This window comes from Ruegeria sp. AH7 (assembly GCF_056541325.1).
Genome location: NZ_JBQFYF010000001.1, coordinates 705090 through 720136, shown reverse-complemented (window position 1 = coordinate 720136; position 15047 = coordinate 705090). Strand labels below are relative to the sequence as shown.

Annotated in this window: 15 protein-coding genes; 2 read left to right on the top strand and 13 right to left on the bottom strand. The window is 57.0% G+C overall.

What is annotated here, in order from left to right:
* Window positions 1-5 precede the first annotated feature (5 nt).
* Window positions 6-869: an acyl-CoA thioesterase gene (locus ACR0JX_RS03635; RefSeq protein WP_480541463.1), complete on the top strand. Its 864-nt coding sequence runs from the start codon at window positions 6-8 to the stop codon at window positions 867-869.
* Here the strand turns inward: ACR0JX_RS03635 and ACR0JX_RS03630 are convergent.
* The 12 genes from ACR0JX_RS03630 to ACR0JX_RS03575 all read right to left on the bottom strand — a co-directional run bounded on the left by ACR0JX_RS03630 (window position 866) and on the right by ACR0JX_RS03575 (window position 12667).
* Entirely contained in the window at window positions 866-1633 is a 768-nt protein-coding gene (locus ACR0JX_RS03630) for an SDR family oxidoreductase (RefSeq protein WP_480541461.1), read from the bottom strand. The two genes, ACR0JX_RS03635 and ACR0JX_RS03630, sit on opposite strands and share 4 nt — an antisense overlap.
* 158 nt (window positions 1634-1791) lie before the next feature.
* Window positions 1792-3021: an acyl-CoA dehydrogenase gene (locus tag ACR0JX_RS03625; protein ID WP_170536735.1), complete on the bottom strand. Its 1230-nt coding sequence runs from the start codon at window positions 3019-3021 to the stop codon at window positions 1792-1794.
* Between the two features lie 131 nt (window positions 3022-3152).
* Window positions 3153-3842 (bottom strand): phosphate regulon transcriptional regulator PhoB, encoded by a 690-nt coding sequence (gene phoB / locus ACR0JX_RS03620; RefSeq protein ID WP_170536733.1) that lies wholly within the window; start codon window positions 3840-3842, stop codon window positions 3153-3155.
* 12 nt (window positions 3843-3854) lie between these two features.
* Window positions 3855-4556, bottom strand: a complete 702-nt coding sequence (phoU, locus tag ACR0JX_RS03615) for a phosphate signaling complex protein PhoU (RefSeq protein ID WP_480541755.1) — start codon at window positions 4554-4556, stop codon at window positions 3855-3857.
* A gap of 25 nt (window positions 4557-4581) precedes the next feature.
* Window positions 4582-5379, bottom strand: coding sequence for a phosphate ABC transporter ATP-binding protein PstB (gene pstB / locus ACR0JX_RS03610; RefSeq protein ID WP_353007616.1), 798 nt, complete (start codon window positions 5377-5379; stop codon window positions 4582-4584).
* A 13-nt stretch (window positions 5380-5392) separates the two neighbouring features.
* The gene (pstA, locus tag ACR0JX_RS03605; protein WP_480541459.1) at window positions 5393-6724 is read right to left on the bottom strand and encodes a phosphate ABC transporter permease PstA; all 1332 of its coding nucleotides are present in this window, start codon (window positions 6722-6724) and stop codon (window positions 5393-5395) included.
* A complete protein-coding gene (gene pstC, locus ACR0JX_RS03600) occupies window positions 6721-8193 on the bottom strand; it encodes a phosphate ABC transporter permease subunit PstC (protein WP_170536727.1) in 1473 nt (490 codons plus the stop codon). The genes pstA and pstC overlap by 4 nt, the downstream gene beginning before the upstream one ends.
* An 89-nt stretch (window positions 8194-8282) precedes the next feature.
* A complete protein-coding gene (locus tag ACR0JX_RS03595; RefSeq protein ID WP_480541457.1) occupies window positions 8283-9323 on the bottom strand; it encodes a substrate-binding domain-containing protein in 1041 nt (346 codons plus the stop codon).
* Between the two features lie 198 nt (window positions 9324-9521).
* On the bottom strand, window positions 9522-10568 hold the full coding sequence (locus ACR0JX_RS03590; RefSeq protein ID WP_480541455.1) for a sensor histidine kinase: 1047 nt from the start codon (window positions 10566-10568) through the stop codon (window positions 9522-9524).
* Between the two features lie 28 nt (window positions 10569-10596).
* On the bottom strand, window positions 10597-11121 hold the full coding sequence (locus tag ACR0JX_RS03585; RefSeq protein WP_480541453.1) for a gamma carbonic anhydrase family protein: 525 nt from the start codon (window positions 11119-11121) through the stop codon (window positions 10597-10599).
* A complete protein-coding gene (gene gmk, locus ACR0JX_RS03580) occupies window positions 11121-11759 on the bottom strand; it encodes a guanylate kinase (RefSeq protein WP_480541753.1) in 639 nt (212 codons plus the stop codon). The genes ACR0JX_RS03585 and gmk overlap by 1 nt, the downstream gene beginning before the upstream one ends.
* A 17-nt stretch (window positions 11760-11776) precedes the next feature.
* Window positions 11777-12667, bottom strand: a complete 891-nt coding sequence (locus tag ACR0JX_RS03575; protein WP_480541751.1) for a YicC/YloC family endoribonuclease — start codon at window positions 12665-12667, stop codon at window positions 11777-11779.
* Window positions 12668-12912: 245 nt separating this feature from the next.
* Here ACR0JX_RS03575 and ACR0JX_RS03570 point away from each other — a divergent pair, with 245 nt between their 5' ends.
* Entirely contained in the window at window positions 12913-13581 is a 669-nt protein-coding gene (locus ACR0JX_RS03570; protein ID WP_480541451.1) for a PAS domain-containing protein, read from the top strand.
* A 57-nt stretch (window positions 13582-13638) separates the two neighbouring features.
* Here ACR0JX_RS03570 and ACR0JX_RS03565 read toward each other — a convergent pair whose 3' ends face one another.
* Window positions 13639-15009, bottom strand: a complete 1371-nt coding sequence (locus ACR0JX_RS03565) for a class II 3-deoxy-7-phosphoheptulonate synthase (protein ID WP_480541449.1) — start codon at window positions 15007-15009, stop codon at window positions 13639-13641.
* Window positions 15010-15047: the final 38 nt, after the last annotated feature.

Here is a 15047-nt window from a genome sequence, read left to right as displayed (position 1 = left end):
AGAATATGACCGAAGCAGAACGCATTCTTCTTGATCTTTTAGATGTTGAACGTCTGGAAGTTGATCTGTTCCGGGGCACGGGGTCCGGTGGTGAAACACCAACGCGTATCTTCGGCGGCCAAGTGATCGCACAGGCACTGGCTGCGGCCTATAGAACAGTCGAAGATCGGCTATGTCATTCGCTACACGCCTATTTCATCCGCCCGGGTGATCCATCGATACCCGTTATATATCAGGTGGATAGAGCGAGAGATGGAAGTTCCTTCACAACCCGCCGTGTGGTCGCAATTCAGCATGGAAAACAGATTTTAAACATGTCCGCCTCGTTCCATGTTCAGGATGAAGGCTGGGCGCATCAACATCCAATGCCGGATCTGGATGCGCCCGAAAGCTATCCCGCGCGGTCCGATTTGCGCCATCAATATTTGGAGCGCGTTCCCGAGAAACTGCGCGTTGAATTGCTGCGTGAACGTCCCATCGAGGTGCGTGAGGTGGATCACCTTGATCCGTTCAACCCCGTGGCCGCTGACGACCGCAATCAAATCTGGTTCCGGATGGGGGCCGCGGAAACTGCAGACGCGCGCACTCAGCACCTGTTGCTGGCATATGCTTCGGATATGAGCTTGCTGAGTTCTGGCATGCGTCCACACGGGCTCAGCTGGTTTACTGGTCAGGTTAACGGCGCGAGCCTCGATCACGCGCTATGGTTCCATGCTCCAGTGCAGTTCGACAATTGGCATCTTTACGCGATGGATTCGCCGTGGACAGGGCAGGGCCGGTCATTCAACCGGGGCTCTATTTACACACAGGACGGAGTTTTGGTCGCTTCTGTTGCCCAAGAAGGTTTGATGCGTAAACCGAAGGCTTAAGTACCTTCCACAAAGGTTTGATTTAGCTTGCGCATTCCAGCCAACCAGCGGTCATAGTCTGCTGTTTTGTGTCGCATATAGTCTAGCACCTGAGGGTGCGGGAGAACAAGAAACTGCTCAGCCCGAATGGCCTCAACGCACGCGTCTGCAACGTCCTCGGGTTCGAGCATTCCATCGATGGAAGCGACCGATGTTTCGTGTCCGCGTGTCATCTCGGACCGAACGGCTTGAGGACATAACGCTGACACACGCAAGCCCTTATGGCCATAGGTCAGCGACAACCATTCGGCAAATCCAACCGTTGCGTGTTTCGTGACGCCATATGGCGCGGCTCCTGGCTGGTTCAATAAACCAGCAGCAGATGCGGTGATCAGCATGTAACCCTGACCGCGCTCAAGCATTTTGGGCACAAGATGGCGTGCGGTCCAGACATGAGACATTACGTTAATGTCCCAGATGCGGTTCCAGTCTTGATCTGGCACATCCAGACCGCCAAGTGTCAGTATTCCTGCATTGGCGCAAAACAGATCGATCGGCGCGACCTCAGCTTCGACGTAGTCGATCAAAGCCTTGATCTGAGCTTCGCTGGCCACGTCGCAGGGATAAGCATGACCACCAATGCGATTGGCGAGATCCTGTGCCGCCTGTAGATCGACGTCAGAACATATGACCATAGCGCCATCATGGGCGAACCGTTCTGCAAGACCTTTGCCAATCCCGCCAGCGGCGCCGGTAATTACGACGGTTTTTCCATTCAGTTCCATTTAGCTGTCTCAAGTTGGATAAAGTTGATTTAGTAAGCTGTTGTTTTCTGGCGTTATACTAGATTTAATTTTTACCATAATACCAATTATGCGAATTATTAATTGCAGGGAACTAGGCCACCTGCTGAACGCGTGATGGCCCACAATTCAGCACGATCTCAATAGAACGCCTGTAACCCGGTTTGCGCACGTCCAAGGATCAACGCGTGGACATCATGTGTGCCCTCATACGTGTTCACGGTTTCCAGATTGACCATGTGGCGGATCACGTGGAATTCAAGCGAGATACCGTTGCCGCCATGCATGTCACGCGCCATGCGCGCAATATCAAGCGCTTTGCCGCAGTTATTGCGTTTGACGATTGAGATCATCTCGGGCGCGGCCTCGGCCTGATCCAACAAGCGCCCCACACGCAGACTGGCTTGCAGACCCAATGCAATTTCGGTCTGCATATCGGCCAGTTTGCGCTGGAACAGCTGAGTTTGCGCCAGAGGTTTGTCAAACTGCTTGCGGTCCAGACCGTATTGCAACGCTGCATGCCAGCAGCTTTCTGCAGCCCCCATGACGCCCCAGCTGATGCCATAGCGCGCGCGGTTCAAACAGCCGAATGGGCCTTTCAGGCCTTGAACATGCGGCAGCAAGGCGCCCTCGCCCACTTCGACGCCATCCATCACAATCTCGCCGGTGACTGACGCACGCAGGCTCAGCTTGTTTTCAATCTTCGGCGCGCTGAGACCTTTGAGGCCTTTGTCCAGAACAAAGCCTCTGATCTTGCCGTCATGGGCATCAGATTTGGCCCAGACGACAAACACATCAGCTATCGGGGCGTTTGATATCCACATCTTGCTACCGGTCAAACGGTAGCCGCCGTCGATCTTCTCGGCCCGTGTTTTCATACCCGCCGGGTCCGACCCAGCATCCGGTTCTGTCAGGCCAAAGCAGCCAATCCATTCACCCGAGGCCAGTTTCGGCAGGTATTTCCGGCGCTGATCTTCGCTGCCATAAGCGTAGATCGGATACATGACCAGAGAGCTTTGCACAGACATCATCGAACGATAGCCGGAATCCACCCGTTCAATCTCGCGCGCGACCAAACCGTACGAGACATAGTTGCCACCCAGACCGCCATATTCTTCGGGAATGGTTGTGCCCAGCAGGCCCATTTCCCCCATTTCACGGAAAATCTCGGGGTCGGTTTCTTCGTTCTGATAGGCTTGGGTTACACGCGGTTGCAGCTTTTCCTGCGCATAAGCGCGTGCGCTGTCAGTGATCATCCGTTCGTCTTCGTGCAACTGGTCGGTCAGGCGGAACGGATCCTCCCACGAAAATTTACCCAAATCTGGGGCATCTTTTGCCCGCAAGGTCGGTTTCGTCTGAGGCGCGTTCATTTTGCTTCTCCGTTGGATCAATTTTGCCGAACCCTAGCGCGGGTCCGACGCAAACAACAACAGGAGTTTGGCACATTGCGACAATCAAAGACAAAGCGGCGTGAACGACCCCGCGCCCCATGCCCTTGGCATTAGCCCAAGGCGTATCCGGCGCCACGCACGGTGCGCACCGGGTCTTCGCCCCCATGCTGCGTCAATGCTTTGCGTAGCCGTCCGATATGCACGTCTACGGTGCGCGTATCGACATAGATATCGCGCCCCCAGACCCGATCCAGCAATTGCTCACGGCTCCAGACGCGGCCGGGCTTTTCCATGAAAGTGCTCAGCAGGCGGAATTCGGTCGGGCCCAGTTTCAGCGGTTTGCTATCGCGGCTGACCTTATGCGTTTCCGAATCCAGGATGATATCGTCAAATTCCAACAGAATCCCGACCGTCGCCGGACGTACACGGCGCAGTTGGGTGCGCACACGGGCCATCAGCTCGACCACCGAGTATGGCTTGACCACATAGTCATCCGCACCTGTTTCCAGCCCGCGCACCTTATCCACCTCTTCCGATCGCGCCGACAGCATGATGATCGGGATCGAACGCGTATCGGGCCGCGTTTTCAAACGCCGGCAAACCTCAATCCCGCTGAGATTGGGCATCATCCAATCCAGCACGATGATATCCGGGCAATCTTCGTCGACCAGCAACAGTGCTTCATCGCCGCTGGCCGCTTTGGAAACCCGAAAGCCTTCGGCCTCAAGATTATAGGCCAGCACTTCACGCTGGGCCAATTCATCCTCGACAACCAGGACAGTCGGCTGATCTGCGGACATGGTCTGCGTCTCCTAGACGGTTTGCGACGTGTTATCGGCCTTGGGCCGCGCCTCGGCCGGGCGTTCACCCGTGACCAGATAGACCACCTGCTCGGCAATCGAGGTTACATGGTCGCCCATGCGTTCGATGTTCTTGGCAATGAAATGCAGGTGCATACAGGCCGAGATGTTGCGCGGGTCCTCGGCCATGAAGGTCAGAAACTCGCGGAACAAGCCGTTATACATCTGATCGACTTCCTCATCACGATTGATGACGTCAGTGGCAAGTTCAGCATCGCGTTGAATATAAGCATCCAGCGCATCACGCAGCATCAGTTCAACCTCGCGCGCCATGCGGCGCAATGCGGCGGCACTGCCGTTGATCTCGCCCGCATCGACCAGAACCGTGGTGCGCTTGGCGATATTCTTGGCATAATCGCCAATCCGCTCAAGGTTGCCCGACACTTTCAGAACCGAAAGCACAAGACGAAGGTCGCTGGCGGTTGGCGCGCGCAGCGCGATCAGGCGCGCTGTCTCTTCGTCGATCACCTCTTCCAGCGCATCGATGGCCTTGTCGCCATCGCGCACCTCTTCCGCCAGCTCCACGTCGCGGGATTCAAGGGACCGGGCCGCACTCATGATGGCCGCTTCAACCAGCCCGCCCATCTTCATGATATGCGCTTGGATCGCCTCAAGGTCGCGGTCGAAGGCAGATGCAATATGTTGTTCGCTCATTTCGGTCATATCTGAATACCTGTGCTCAGCCGATGCGGCCGGTGATGTAGCTTTCCGTGCGCGGGTCTACGGGGTTGGTAAAGATCGTTCCGGTTTCGCCGAATTCGACCAGATTGCCGAGATGGAAAAAGGCGGTTTTCTGGCTGACCCGTGCGGCCTGCTGCATCGAGTGGGTCACGATGACCACCGAATATTGCGCGCGCAGCTCGTCAATCAATTCCTCGACCTGGGCCGTGGCGATCGGATCCAGTGCCGAGCATGGCTCGTCCATCAGCAGAACTTCGGGTTCTGTTGCAACGGCGCGGGCAATACACAGGCGCTGCTGCTGCCCACCTGACAGGCCGGTGCCGGGCGAATCCAGACGATCCTTGACCTCATCCCATATTGCACCTCGGCGAAGGGATTTCTCAACGATTTCATCCAGTTCAGCTTTGTTCTTGGCCAGGCCATGAATACGCGGGCCGTAAGCGACGTTGTCGTAGATCGATTTCGGAAACGGGTTCGGTTTCTGAAACACCATGCCGACCTTTGCACGCAGCTGCACAGGGTCAACGCGCTTGTCATAGATATCTTCGCCGTCCAGCTTAAAGCTGCCCTTCACCCGCGCGATGTCGATTGTATCGTTCATCCGGTTCAAACAGCGCAGGAACGTGGATTTACCGCAGCCCGACGGGCCGATGAAAGCCGTGACTGTCTTATCTTCGATATCGACATTCACGTCTTTGATGGCGTGGGTGTCACCGTAAAAGACCTGGCAGTCCCGGCACTCCAGCTTGATTTCATTGGTATCCACTTGTCTCTCCACTCGTGACATGTCGTTCATGGGTCTGCCCTTCTTACCAGCGGCGTTCAAAGCGGCGGCGCAGAATGATTGCGATGATGTTCATAGTCAGCAGGAAAATCAAAAGGATGATGATCCCGCCCCAGGCTTTTTCATAGAAACCCACATCAGCTCGTGCAGCCCAAGTGTAGATTTGGGCGGGCATGGCCGAGTTCGGCTCGGTAAACCCTGCGATGAAACCATCGGGGTAACCACGGGCGACAAAGCCCACCATGCCGATCAGCAGCAGGGGTGCAGTCTCACCCAACGCCTGTGCCAGACCGATGATGGTACCGGTCAGGATGCCAGGCGCGGCCAGCGGCAGCACGTGATGGAACACCGCCTGCATTTTCGAGGCCCCTACCCCAAGCGCCGCATCGCGGATCGACGGCGGAACCGCCTTCAGCGATGCACGGGTCGAGATAATGATTGTCGGCAAGGTCATCAGCGTCAGCACCAGCCCACCAACCAGCGGCGCCGATTGCGGCAGGTGCATGAACTGGATGAAGACGGCCAAACCAAGGATACCAAACACGATCGAAGGAACCGCGGCCAGGTTCGAGATATTCACCTCGATCAAGTCCGTAAACCTGTTCTGCGGTGCGAACTCTTCCAGATAGATCGACGCGGCCACACCGATGGGCAGCGACAGGCCCAGCACAACCAACATCATAAAGAATGAGCCCACGACCGAGGCGCCGATTCCAGCACCGCCGGGATTATCCACGCCCGAGTCTGCCCCGGTGATGAAGGGCCAGTTGAAGACCTGTTTGATGATGCCAGCCTCTTGCAGCGCATCCACCAGATCCAGGTCGCTTTTCTGCAGGAAGCGACTGTCCTGAATTGTGTCTCGCGAAACACGGCCTTTGTAGTAGCCATCGACACGGCTGGAGGCGGCCAGATCAAACTCGACAGGTTCACCCAATTTGTCCGGGTTGGCAGCATAGAAGGTTCGGATGGTTCCACCGACCTTGCCAAGCAGACGCTCAATCGCGGCTTCGTCGAAATCAACCTCAAGACCGCTTTCATCAAGCTCTTTGTTGAGGGCCGCGATGAACAGGTCAGAATAGGCTTTGGTCTTGAACAGCGTACCTTCTGCCTCTTCCTGCTCTTGCTGAGTCAGGGTGAAATCAACGCTGACAACGGTCCGGGTAAAGGCCGGAATACCCTCGGACAGGATCGAGGCGAACAGGACGATCAAGAAAAACAGACCGGTCGCAATCGCGACGATGCCATAGGCGCGAAACCGTTTTTCTGCCTTGGCGCGTTTGCGGGTCCGCGCATCATACGCAGTCAGGGAAACAGCGTGGCGCCCCGTTTCAGGGGTTTGCATGCTTGCGTCGGTCATTCGTACTGCTCCCGGTACTTGCGCACGATGTAAAGGGCAAAGACGTTCAGCCCAAGCGTGACGATGAACAGCGTCATGCCTAGGGCAAAGGCCACCAGTGCTTCGGGTGAGGCGAAGTCTGCGTCACCTGTCAGCTGGCTGACGATCTTTGCGGTCACGGTTGTCATGGCTTCAAAGGGGTTTAGGCTCAGTCTTGCGGCGGCCCCTGCCCCCAGAACCACGATCATGGTCTCACCAATGGCTCGCGAGGCGGCCAAGAGGATCGCGCCGACGATTCCGGGCAAGGCAGCGGGCAAAACCACCTGACGGATGGTTTCGGACTGCGTTGCGCCCAACCCGTAGGAGCCATCGCGCATCGCCTGCGGCACGGCGTTGATGATGTCATCGGACAGAGACGATACAAACGGGATCAGCATGATGCCCATGACCAGACCGGCTGTCATCACCGCGGTGCCTGCTTTCATCCAACCCAGCCCGTTGTCCCCGAACACATCCAGCAAAAGCGGACCGACTGTCAGCAAAGCGAATAGACCATAAACGATGGTGGGAATACCGGCGAGCACTTCCAGCAGCGGCTTGGCGAAAGCGCGCACCGCAGGCGAGGCATACTCGCTGAGGTAAATTGCGGCAAACAGACCGATTGGCACGGCAACCAGCAGCGCGACGATGGAAATATAGAGCGTGCCCCACAACAATGGGATGATGCCCAGATCAGAGGCCCCACCGCGACCCGAAAAGCTGGGCGACCAAGTCAGGCCAAAAAAGAAATCAGACGCCGGGTACAACCGGAAGAATTCCCAGGTGTTGAACACCAGCGAAAGAACAATGCCGATGGTGGTCAGAATGGCAATCGATGCGGCGCCCAGCAGCAGGACCCGGATGCCTTGTTCTACAACGTTGCGGGCGCGGTAGTCAGCGTTGGTTTGCGCCCAGCTGACGGCAGCCCCGATCAAGGCCACAACGATCACCGCGATGGCCATGATCCGATAACCGGTCGCATTCATGATACGATAGCTTTGTGCACCGCGCAGAACGGTTTGGGTGATGTTCGACGTTACCACCTGACCGGCATCCTTCAGACGCTGCGTCATATCCGTGAAATCCGCGCGCGCATTGCGAGCGGTATCTTCTGTGATCGCCCCTTGCGCAACTGCATTGTCCAGACCGGTCGCTGTCCGGCGCACCTCGGCCAGAACCAGACCGCGTGACGATCCTTCCTTGATCGCACTGTCGGGAATCATGCCTGAAACCTGAGAATTCACATAGAGCGGCTGTACCAGCAGCCATATAAGAAGAAGTCCAAACGCAGGAACAACCACCTTAAGCGCGACATTCGCGCCGTAGAATGTGGGAAGGGAGTGCAGGTTTCGGATATCACCGCCGGCGCTTTGCATGGCCCGAGATCGGCCGAGCACAAATCCGACCACAGCGACCGCAGCAACGATCAAGAAAAGCCAAAGTATCGGCATAACACCCCCACTGGTCCGATTGGGAATTCAAAAAAGAAGCAAGGGGGCGGCGACTACGGCCGCCCCCGGCAATTAGACCAATGTCAGGCTTAGCTGCCCGAACCCATGGTGACTTCGTTGGCAATCGCGTCCTGAGTTTTTGCCAGCTCAGGGTCAGCAACCAGGCCGTAGTTGGCCAGCGGGCTGGTGGGGCCGGCGATTTCGTCAGCAACGAAGAACTGAGCGTACTCTTTCAGGCCAGGGATCACGCCGATATGGGCTTTCTTCACGTAGAAGAACAGCGGGCGCGATACAGGGTATTCACCGGTCGAGATGGTTTCGGTCGACGGCGCGATACCCGACATGGTCGCAACTTTTAGTTTGTCGGTGTTGTTCTCGTAGAATGCCAGACCGAAGATGCCGATACCGTTCGGGTTGGTGTCGATACGGGCCAGGGTTTCGGTGTAGTCACCGTCGATGTCGACCGACTTGCCATCAGTGCGCACGTCCAGGCATGCATCTTCTGCGTCATCTTCGCTCATGCCGCCAGCGATCATTGCTTCCATAGCGCCAGTTTTTTCACAGCCGATCAGCAGAACTTTTTCTTCGAACACTTCACGTGTGCCGTGCTTGGTGCCGGGGATGAAGCCTGCGATTTCAACATCAGGCAGATCGCCGTTGAACTCGGCCCAGGTGTTGTATGGGTTGTCAACGATCGCGCCGTCCTTCAGAACCTTCGCGCCCAGAGCGTTGAAGATGTCGGCAGGCTCGAACGCGGTGAAGGCAGGGCCGGTTTGCTGGCTTGCAAACACGATACCGTCATAACCGATGCGGACTTCCATGATGTCGGTCACGCCGTTTTCGGCACAGGCTTTGATCTCTTTTTCGCGGATCGCGCGCGACGCGTTTGCGACGTCGATGGTGTTTTCGCCAACGCCTTCACAGAAGCGCTTGAGGCCAGCCGAAGAGCCGCCCGATTCAACGACAGGTGTTGGGAAGTCGGTGTTTTCACCAAACAGTTCAGCAACGATCGACGCGTAAGGCAGAACGGTCGAAGAACCGGCAACCTGAACGTTGTCACGAGCAGCAGCAGCAGTGGCCGAAACAGCAGCGATCGCCAGCGCAGAAGCCGACAGTTTTACAAAGGACATTACAGTCTCCCTGAAAAAGGAATGTTTGATCACCCCCATGATGATCTCGGCTGAACCCCTAGGGGTCCTGCGTAAGGCTTTTGTGACAAGTTTGTAACGCTTTTATGACAGCTGAAGTTTTATTTGAAATCCGCCTCGCACAGCGGCGCAAAATACACCCTGAGTTGAGCACATCGATCGCCGTAAACCCGGTGCGCGTTATCGCGGTAAAATAACAGTGAAGACCGATCCTTTGCCCAGATCGCTTTCAACTCGAAGGCGCCCCCGATGACGGTTGACGATGTGTTTCACAATCGCCAGCCCCAAGCCTGTGCCGCCCAATTGCCGCGAGCGATGGCTGTCCGCGCGATAGAATCGCTCTGTCAGTCGTGGCAAATGCACTGAATCGATCCCCGGCCCTTTGTCGACGATCTGAACCCGCACAGCTGGACCACGCACTGCCGTGTCCCGCTCGGACGGTGCGATACGAACCTCAACACTGCCGCCGCTGCCGCCGTATTTGATCGCGTTTTCAACCAGATTGGTGAAAACCTGCCGCAGTTGATCGCTGTCTCCAGTGATCGAGACCGGATCACAAGGCGTGGTCAATGACAGAACAACATCTGCATCTTCAGCCAAGGGTTTCAGAGAATTCAGCGTCGATTCCAGCAAGCCATTCAGCTCCAGCTGCTCTTTCGGGCGCACCCGTTCTTCGCTTTCAACACGGTTGAGCGACAACAGATCACCAACCAGACGGTTCATCCGGTTCGCCTCGTCCGTCATGATCTGCAAAAACCGGTCCCGCGCCGCTGCATCCTCGCGCGCCGGCCCGCGCAGGGTTTCGATGAAACCCATCAATGCGGTCAATGGCGTGCGCAATTCATGGCTGACATTGGCGACGAAATCACGCCGCATCTGACTGGCTTGCTCTAAATGGGTTATATCCTGAAATACGGCCAGAACCGCCCCCCCGGAGACCGCGCCGATCCCGTTCATATAGCGGCACTGCATCTCGAATGTCGTGTCCTGCGCACCATCGTTCGACAGATGCCGGGTCTTGCGCGGGCCTTTGCTGCGCAGGCTTTGTTCCATTGCGTCTATCACCTGCGGCTGACGCAGGATCGTTGCAAAATGTCGGCCCAACATGTTCTGGCCCAAAAGCGTGCGCGCATCGGTATTGGCAGCAATGATGCGTTCGGTCTGATCCACCATCAGCGCCGGCATCGGAATGGCCGATACAATTTCCGCAAGTAAATCCTCTGACATCGCCTGTAACCTTGTTCGCTTCGGCCGGTTAGGACACGGGCGTTAGAGTTTCACGAAACCTGCGCATGTTTTCCTGATAATATTGTGCACTGAATGTAATCCGCTGCGCGGCAGAGCTGTCCAGTTGGCGCACGACCTTGCCGGGTGATCCCATCACCAGAGAGTTGTCTGGTATCTCTTTGTTTTCAGTGATCAAAGCCCCTGCCCCGATCAAGCAGTTCTTGCCGATCTTTGCCCCGTTCAGAACAATCGCGCCCATGCCGATCAGGGTGTTTTCGCCAATGGTGCACCCGTGCAGCATGACTTTATGGCCAATGGTGCAATTCGCCCCGATGGTCAGCGGGAAGCCCGCATCGATATGCATCACACAGTTTTCCTGCACATTGCTGCCAGCGCCCACACGAATTTCTTCGTGGTCCGCGCGGATGGTGCAGCCGAACCAAACCGATGCGCCCTGCTCTAGCACCACTTTGCCGATCAGATTGGCGTCCGGCGCAACCCAAGTGTCTTCGTGTATTTCAGGGGCGTCTTTGCCCAAAGCATAGATTGGCATCACAGGGCCTCGAACTCATTTTGTAGTTTGCGTACGTGGTCTTGCAGCCTGGGTTGCTGAATACGGCGCATGCGTTCGGCGCTGACGATTGTCTTCAGCTTTTCTTCGGTCGCATCCAGATCGTCATTGACCAGAACGTAGTCGTAATAGCCCCAATGGCTGATTTCATCCCAGCTTTTGAGCATGCGTTTGGCGATCACATCCTCGCTGTCCTGACCGCGGGTTACCAGACGGCGGCGCAGTTCCTGGATCGAGGGCGGCAGGATGAAGATCGACAGAGCGTGTTTGCCGAGGTCCGAGTTACGGATTTGCAGATCGCCCTGCCAGTCCACGTCAAACAGAACGTCCCGCCCTGCATTGATTGACTCGCGCACCGGTGCGATGGGGGAACCATAGAAGTTACCGAAAACATGTGCATGTTCCAGCATCTGCCCGTCGGTGACCTGCTGTTTGAACGCATCCTCGGTCAGGAAGTAGTATTCGCGACCGTCCTTCTCGCCCGGGCGCGGCGCGCGGGTCGTGGCCGAAACCGAAAACTCCAACCCTGTGTCCCAGGCCATTAGCCGACGCGCTAAGGTGGATTTGCCCGCACCCGAAGGCGAAGACAGGATGATAAGAAGGCCCCGACGATCTGCCATTTCAATATGTTCCATCATTATTCAACATTCTGTACCTGCTCGCGCATCTGGTCGATCACAGCCTTTAGTTCCAATCCGACCGAGGTCAGGTCGGTGCTTTGCGCCTTGGAACACAAGGTGTTTGCCTCGCGGTTGAATTCCTGCATCAGGAAATCGAGTTTACGACCCACCGCCCCGTCCTGAGCCAGTAGATCACGCGCGGCGGCTACATGGGCGGTCAGGCGATCGATCTCTTCGGTCACGTCTGCCTTGACCGCGATCAGTGCCAGTTCCTGCGCCACCCGTTCCGGATCGGCACCCTGCGCATTCTCCATCACCCGCGCCAGATTCTCGCGCAGGGCTTCGGCCATTTTATCCTTGCGCTGTTCGGCCAAATCAGCCGCTTGCGCGGTCAGCGCGGCAACCTGATCCAGCTGCGTCGTCAATACCTCGGCCAAGGCTTCACCCTCGGTTTGACGCATCTGGAGGAACGCGTCCAGCAATGCAGGAAACGCCTTTATCAGATGCGCGACCAGAGAGGTTGGATCATCGCTATCAGATCCCGCATCCATCATGCCTTTCAGGGCTAGCAAATCCGTCGCTTTGGACGGGGTTAGCGCAATACCTTTGGCCTCAGCCATGTCCTGGGTCTGCTGCAACGCCTCCAGCGCGGCGGACATCGCGGCTGTATTCAGCGCAAGCTCAGTAAGCGTTTCGTCTCGACTAATGCGCATGGAAAGCGTTACGTTGCCACGGCTCAAAGACTTGGACAGGGTTGCGCGCAACCCGGCCTCAAGCCCGGTCAGCCAATCCGGGACGCGAATGCGCATGTCCAGCCCTTTGCCGTTGACGCTGCGCAGCTCCCACGTCCAGCTATGCGGGCCAAACTCGCCTGTCCCCGAGGCGAACCCGGTCATGGATTTGATCATGACAGACCTTTCTATGGCTTTCCGCATTTTCAACTCTTGCCGCACCTAATGCCATTGGCCTTGCAAGGGCAAGAGTTTGCTCAAGCGGCAATTCATCCGCAGAAGTTAACCATTCGTTAAAGAATTCCTCCAAAATTGTATTAACCCGTGTCAATTTGGCCAAAGCAAAGGCTGTCGGGCCGCAGATGCCCCGGATGCGTTGCATTTTATGAAAATAGCGGCTGAATGGCGTTAGGGTGATGGAAATGAAAACCTTTTTCGGGACTGATTCCGGGTCAGAATTTGGAAAGATCGTCGCAATGGATCGCTTTGACAGTGGACGTTCTCTTTCGCCGATCCGTCAGGCCGAGGCGTATTGGACCGCGCTGTTGTCCGGCGACGGGGTGCCCAAGCGGTCGCAAATCGATCCGCGCGGGTTGGAAAATGTGCTGGAATACACATTCATTCTGGAACGCATCGCGCCTGGATTGGCCCGTTTTCGCTTGGCGGGAAGCCATCTGAATAAGCTTGCCGGTATGGAAGTGCGTGGCATGCCGCTGACTGCGTTCTTCGAGGCCGAAGCACGACCCAAAGTCAAAGAGACACTGGAACAGGTGTTCAGCGCGCCCGCCACGGCCGAGCTTGGCCTGACCTCCAGCGGCGCATTTGGCCGCGCCCGTATGCAAGCCCGGATGATTCTTCTGCCCTTGCGCAGCGATCTGGGTGATGTCAGCCGTGTGCTGGGCGTGATGCTTAGCGATGGTGCCATCGGGTCGACCCCACGCCGCTTTGCGATCTCAGACCAGCGGATCAAGCAGGTTTCCGATCTAAACAGCCCAGTCGAACCTCAGCGTGAGGCCGCAGGCTTTGCCGAAGATCAGACCGAGTTTGGCCGAAGAAGCCATCTGAGGCTGGTCGTCTCGCGCGACGACTAGCCGCCACAAAAAACGGCGAGCCATGGGCCCGCCGTTCCAGTTCTTGGATTACCTTATTCAGCTGGCCGCGCGCTTGGAACCGTTCCGGCGCAGATTGGTCAGCTCTTCGGCGACCAGGAACGCCAGTTCCAGCGACTGCGACGCGTTCAGGCGTGGATCACACGCGGTGTGGTAGCGGTCGGACAGATCTTCTTCGGTCACGGCACGCACGCCGCCGGTGCATTCGGTCACATCCAAACCGGTCATCTCGAAATGCACACCGCCAGGGATGGTGCCTTCGGCTTGATGCACACCAAAGAAGTCGCGCACCTCGCGCAGGACCGAGTCGAACGGACGGGTTTTATAGCCCGTCGCCGATTTGATCGTGTTTCCATGCATTGGATCGCAGACCCAAGTGACCTTGGCGCCTTCTTCTTTCACGGCTTTGACCAGACGAGGCAGATGCTCACCCGCCTTACCAGCTCCAAAACGCGCGATCAGGGTCAGGCGACCCTCTTCGTTGTCCGGGTTCAGTTTGGACATCAGAACCTTCAGGTCTTCAGCGGTCGTGGTCGGGCCGCATTTCAGACCAATGGGGTTCTGAACACCGCGACAGAATTCGACATGTGCACCGTCAGGCTGACGGGTCCGGTCGCCGATCCAGATCATGTGACCCGACCCAGCCAACCAGTTGCCCGAGGTTGAATCCAGGCGGGTCAGCGCCTCTTCGTATTCCAGCAACAGCCCTTCGTGGCTGGTGTAGAATTCGACGGTCGAGAATTCATGCGTGGTATCCGCCGTGATCCCGGCAGCGCCCATAAAGTCGATGCTGTCCTGAATGCGATCTGCAATCTCAGAATATTTCTGAACGTCCTGGTCGTCGGCGAAGCCCAGCGTCCAGGCGTGAACACGGCTCATATCTGCGAAACCACCGGTCGAGAAGGCGCGCAGCAGGTTTAGTGTCGCCGCTGCCTGCGTGTAGGCCTGCAACATTTTGGACGGATTCGGAATCCGTGCTTCGGGTGTAAAGGCCAGTTCGTTGATGATGTCGCCGCGGTAGCTGGGCAGCTCCACGCCATCCACAACTTCGGTCGGCGCGCTGCGCGGTTTGGCGAACTGGCCGGCCATGCGGCCAACTTTGACCACCGGCACCTTGGCGCCATAGGTCAGCACCATCGCCATTTGCAGCATCACTTTGAACGTGTCACGGATCGCATCCGCGCTGAATTGTTCAAAGCTTTCAGCACAATCCCCGCCCTGCAACAGGAAAGCCTCGCCGCGACCGGCGGCACCCAGATGTTGCTTGAGACGCCGCGCCTCACCGGCAAAGACCAGCGGGGGATACTGCGAAAGCTGCGCCTCGACTTTGGCCAGGGCGGCCGCGTCGGTATAGTCTGGCATCTGAACCCGGGGCTTGTTGCGCCAGTTCGATTTCTGCCATTCGGTCATAGCCTTGATCTCCGCTGATAGTATTCAGGTGGTCTCTA

What these genes read in the sequence shown, in the direction of transcription:
- ACR0JX_RS03635 (WP_480541463.1), top strand. Translation starts at nt 6, where the DNA reads ATGACCGAAGCAGAACGCATTCTTCTTGATCTTTTAGATGTTGAACGT.
- phoU (WP_480541755.1), bottom strand. Translation starts at nt 4,556, where the DNA reads ATGAGCGAACAACATATTGCATCTGCCTTCGACCGCGACCTTGAGGCG.
- ACR0JX_RS03570 (WP_480541451.1), top strand. Translation starts at nt 12,913, where the DNA reads ATGAAAACCTTTTTCGGGACTGATTCCGGGTCAGAATTTGGAAAGATC.
- ACR0JX_RS03565 (WP_480541449.1), bottom strand. Translation starts at nt 15,009, where the DNA reads ATGACCGAATGGCAGAAATCGAACTGGCGCAACAAGCCCCGGGTTCAG.
- ACR0JX_RS03625 (WP_170536735.1), bottom strand. Translation starts at nt 3,021, where the DNA reads ATGAACGCGCCTCAGACGAAACCGACCTTGCGGGCAAAAGATGCCCCA.
- pstA (WP_480541459.1), bottom strand. Translation starts at nt 6,724, where the DNA reads ATGACCGACGCAAGCATGCAAACCCCTGAAACGGGGCGCCACGCTGTT.
- phoB (WP_170536733.1), bottom strand. Translation starts at nt 3,842, where the DNA reads ATGTCCGCAGATCAGCCGACTGTCCTGGTTGTCGAGGATGAATTGGCC.
- ACR0JX_RS03630 (WP_480541461.1), bottom strand. Translation starts at nt 1,633, where the DNA reads ATGGAACTGAATGGAAAAACCGTCGTAATTACCGGCGCCGCTGGCGGG.
- ACR0JX_RS03575 (WP_480541751.1), bottom strand. Translation starts at nt 12,667, where the DNA reads ATGATCAAATCCATGACCGGGTTCGCCTCGGGGACAGGCGAGTTTGGC.
- ACR0JX_RS03590 (WP_480541455.1), bottom strand. Translation starts at nt 10,568, where the DNA reads ATGTCAGAGGATTTACTTGCGGAAATTGTATCGGCCATTCCGATGCCG.
- ACR0JX_RS03595 (WP_480541457.1), bottom strand. Translation starts at nt 9,323, where the DNA reads ATGTCCTTTGTAAAACTGTCGGCTTCTGCGCTGGCGATCGCTGCTGTT.
- pstB (WP_353007616.1), bottom strand. Translation starts at nt 5,379, where the DNA reads ATGAACGACATGTCACGAGTGGAGAGACAAGTGGATACCAATGAAATC.
- ACR0JX_RS03585 (WP_480541453.1), bottom strand. Translation starts at nt 11,121, where the DNA reads ATGCCAATCTATGCTTTGGGCAAAGACGCCCCTGAAATACACGAAGAC.
- gmk (WP_480541753.1), bottom strand. Translation starts at nt 11,759, where the DNA reads ATGGCAGATCGTCGGGGCCTTCTTATCATCCTGTCTTCGCCTTCGGGT.
- pstC (WP_170536727.1), bottom strand. Translation starts at nt 8,193, where the DNA reads ATGCCGATACTTTGGCTTTTCTTGATCGTTGCTGCGGTCGCTGTGGTC.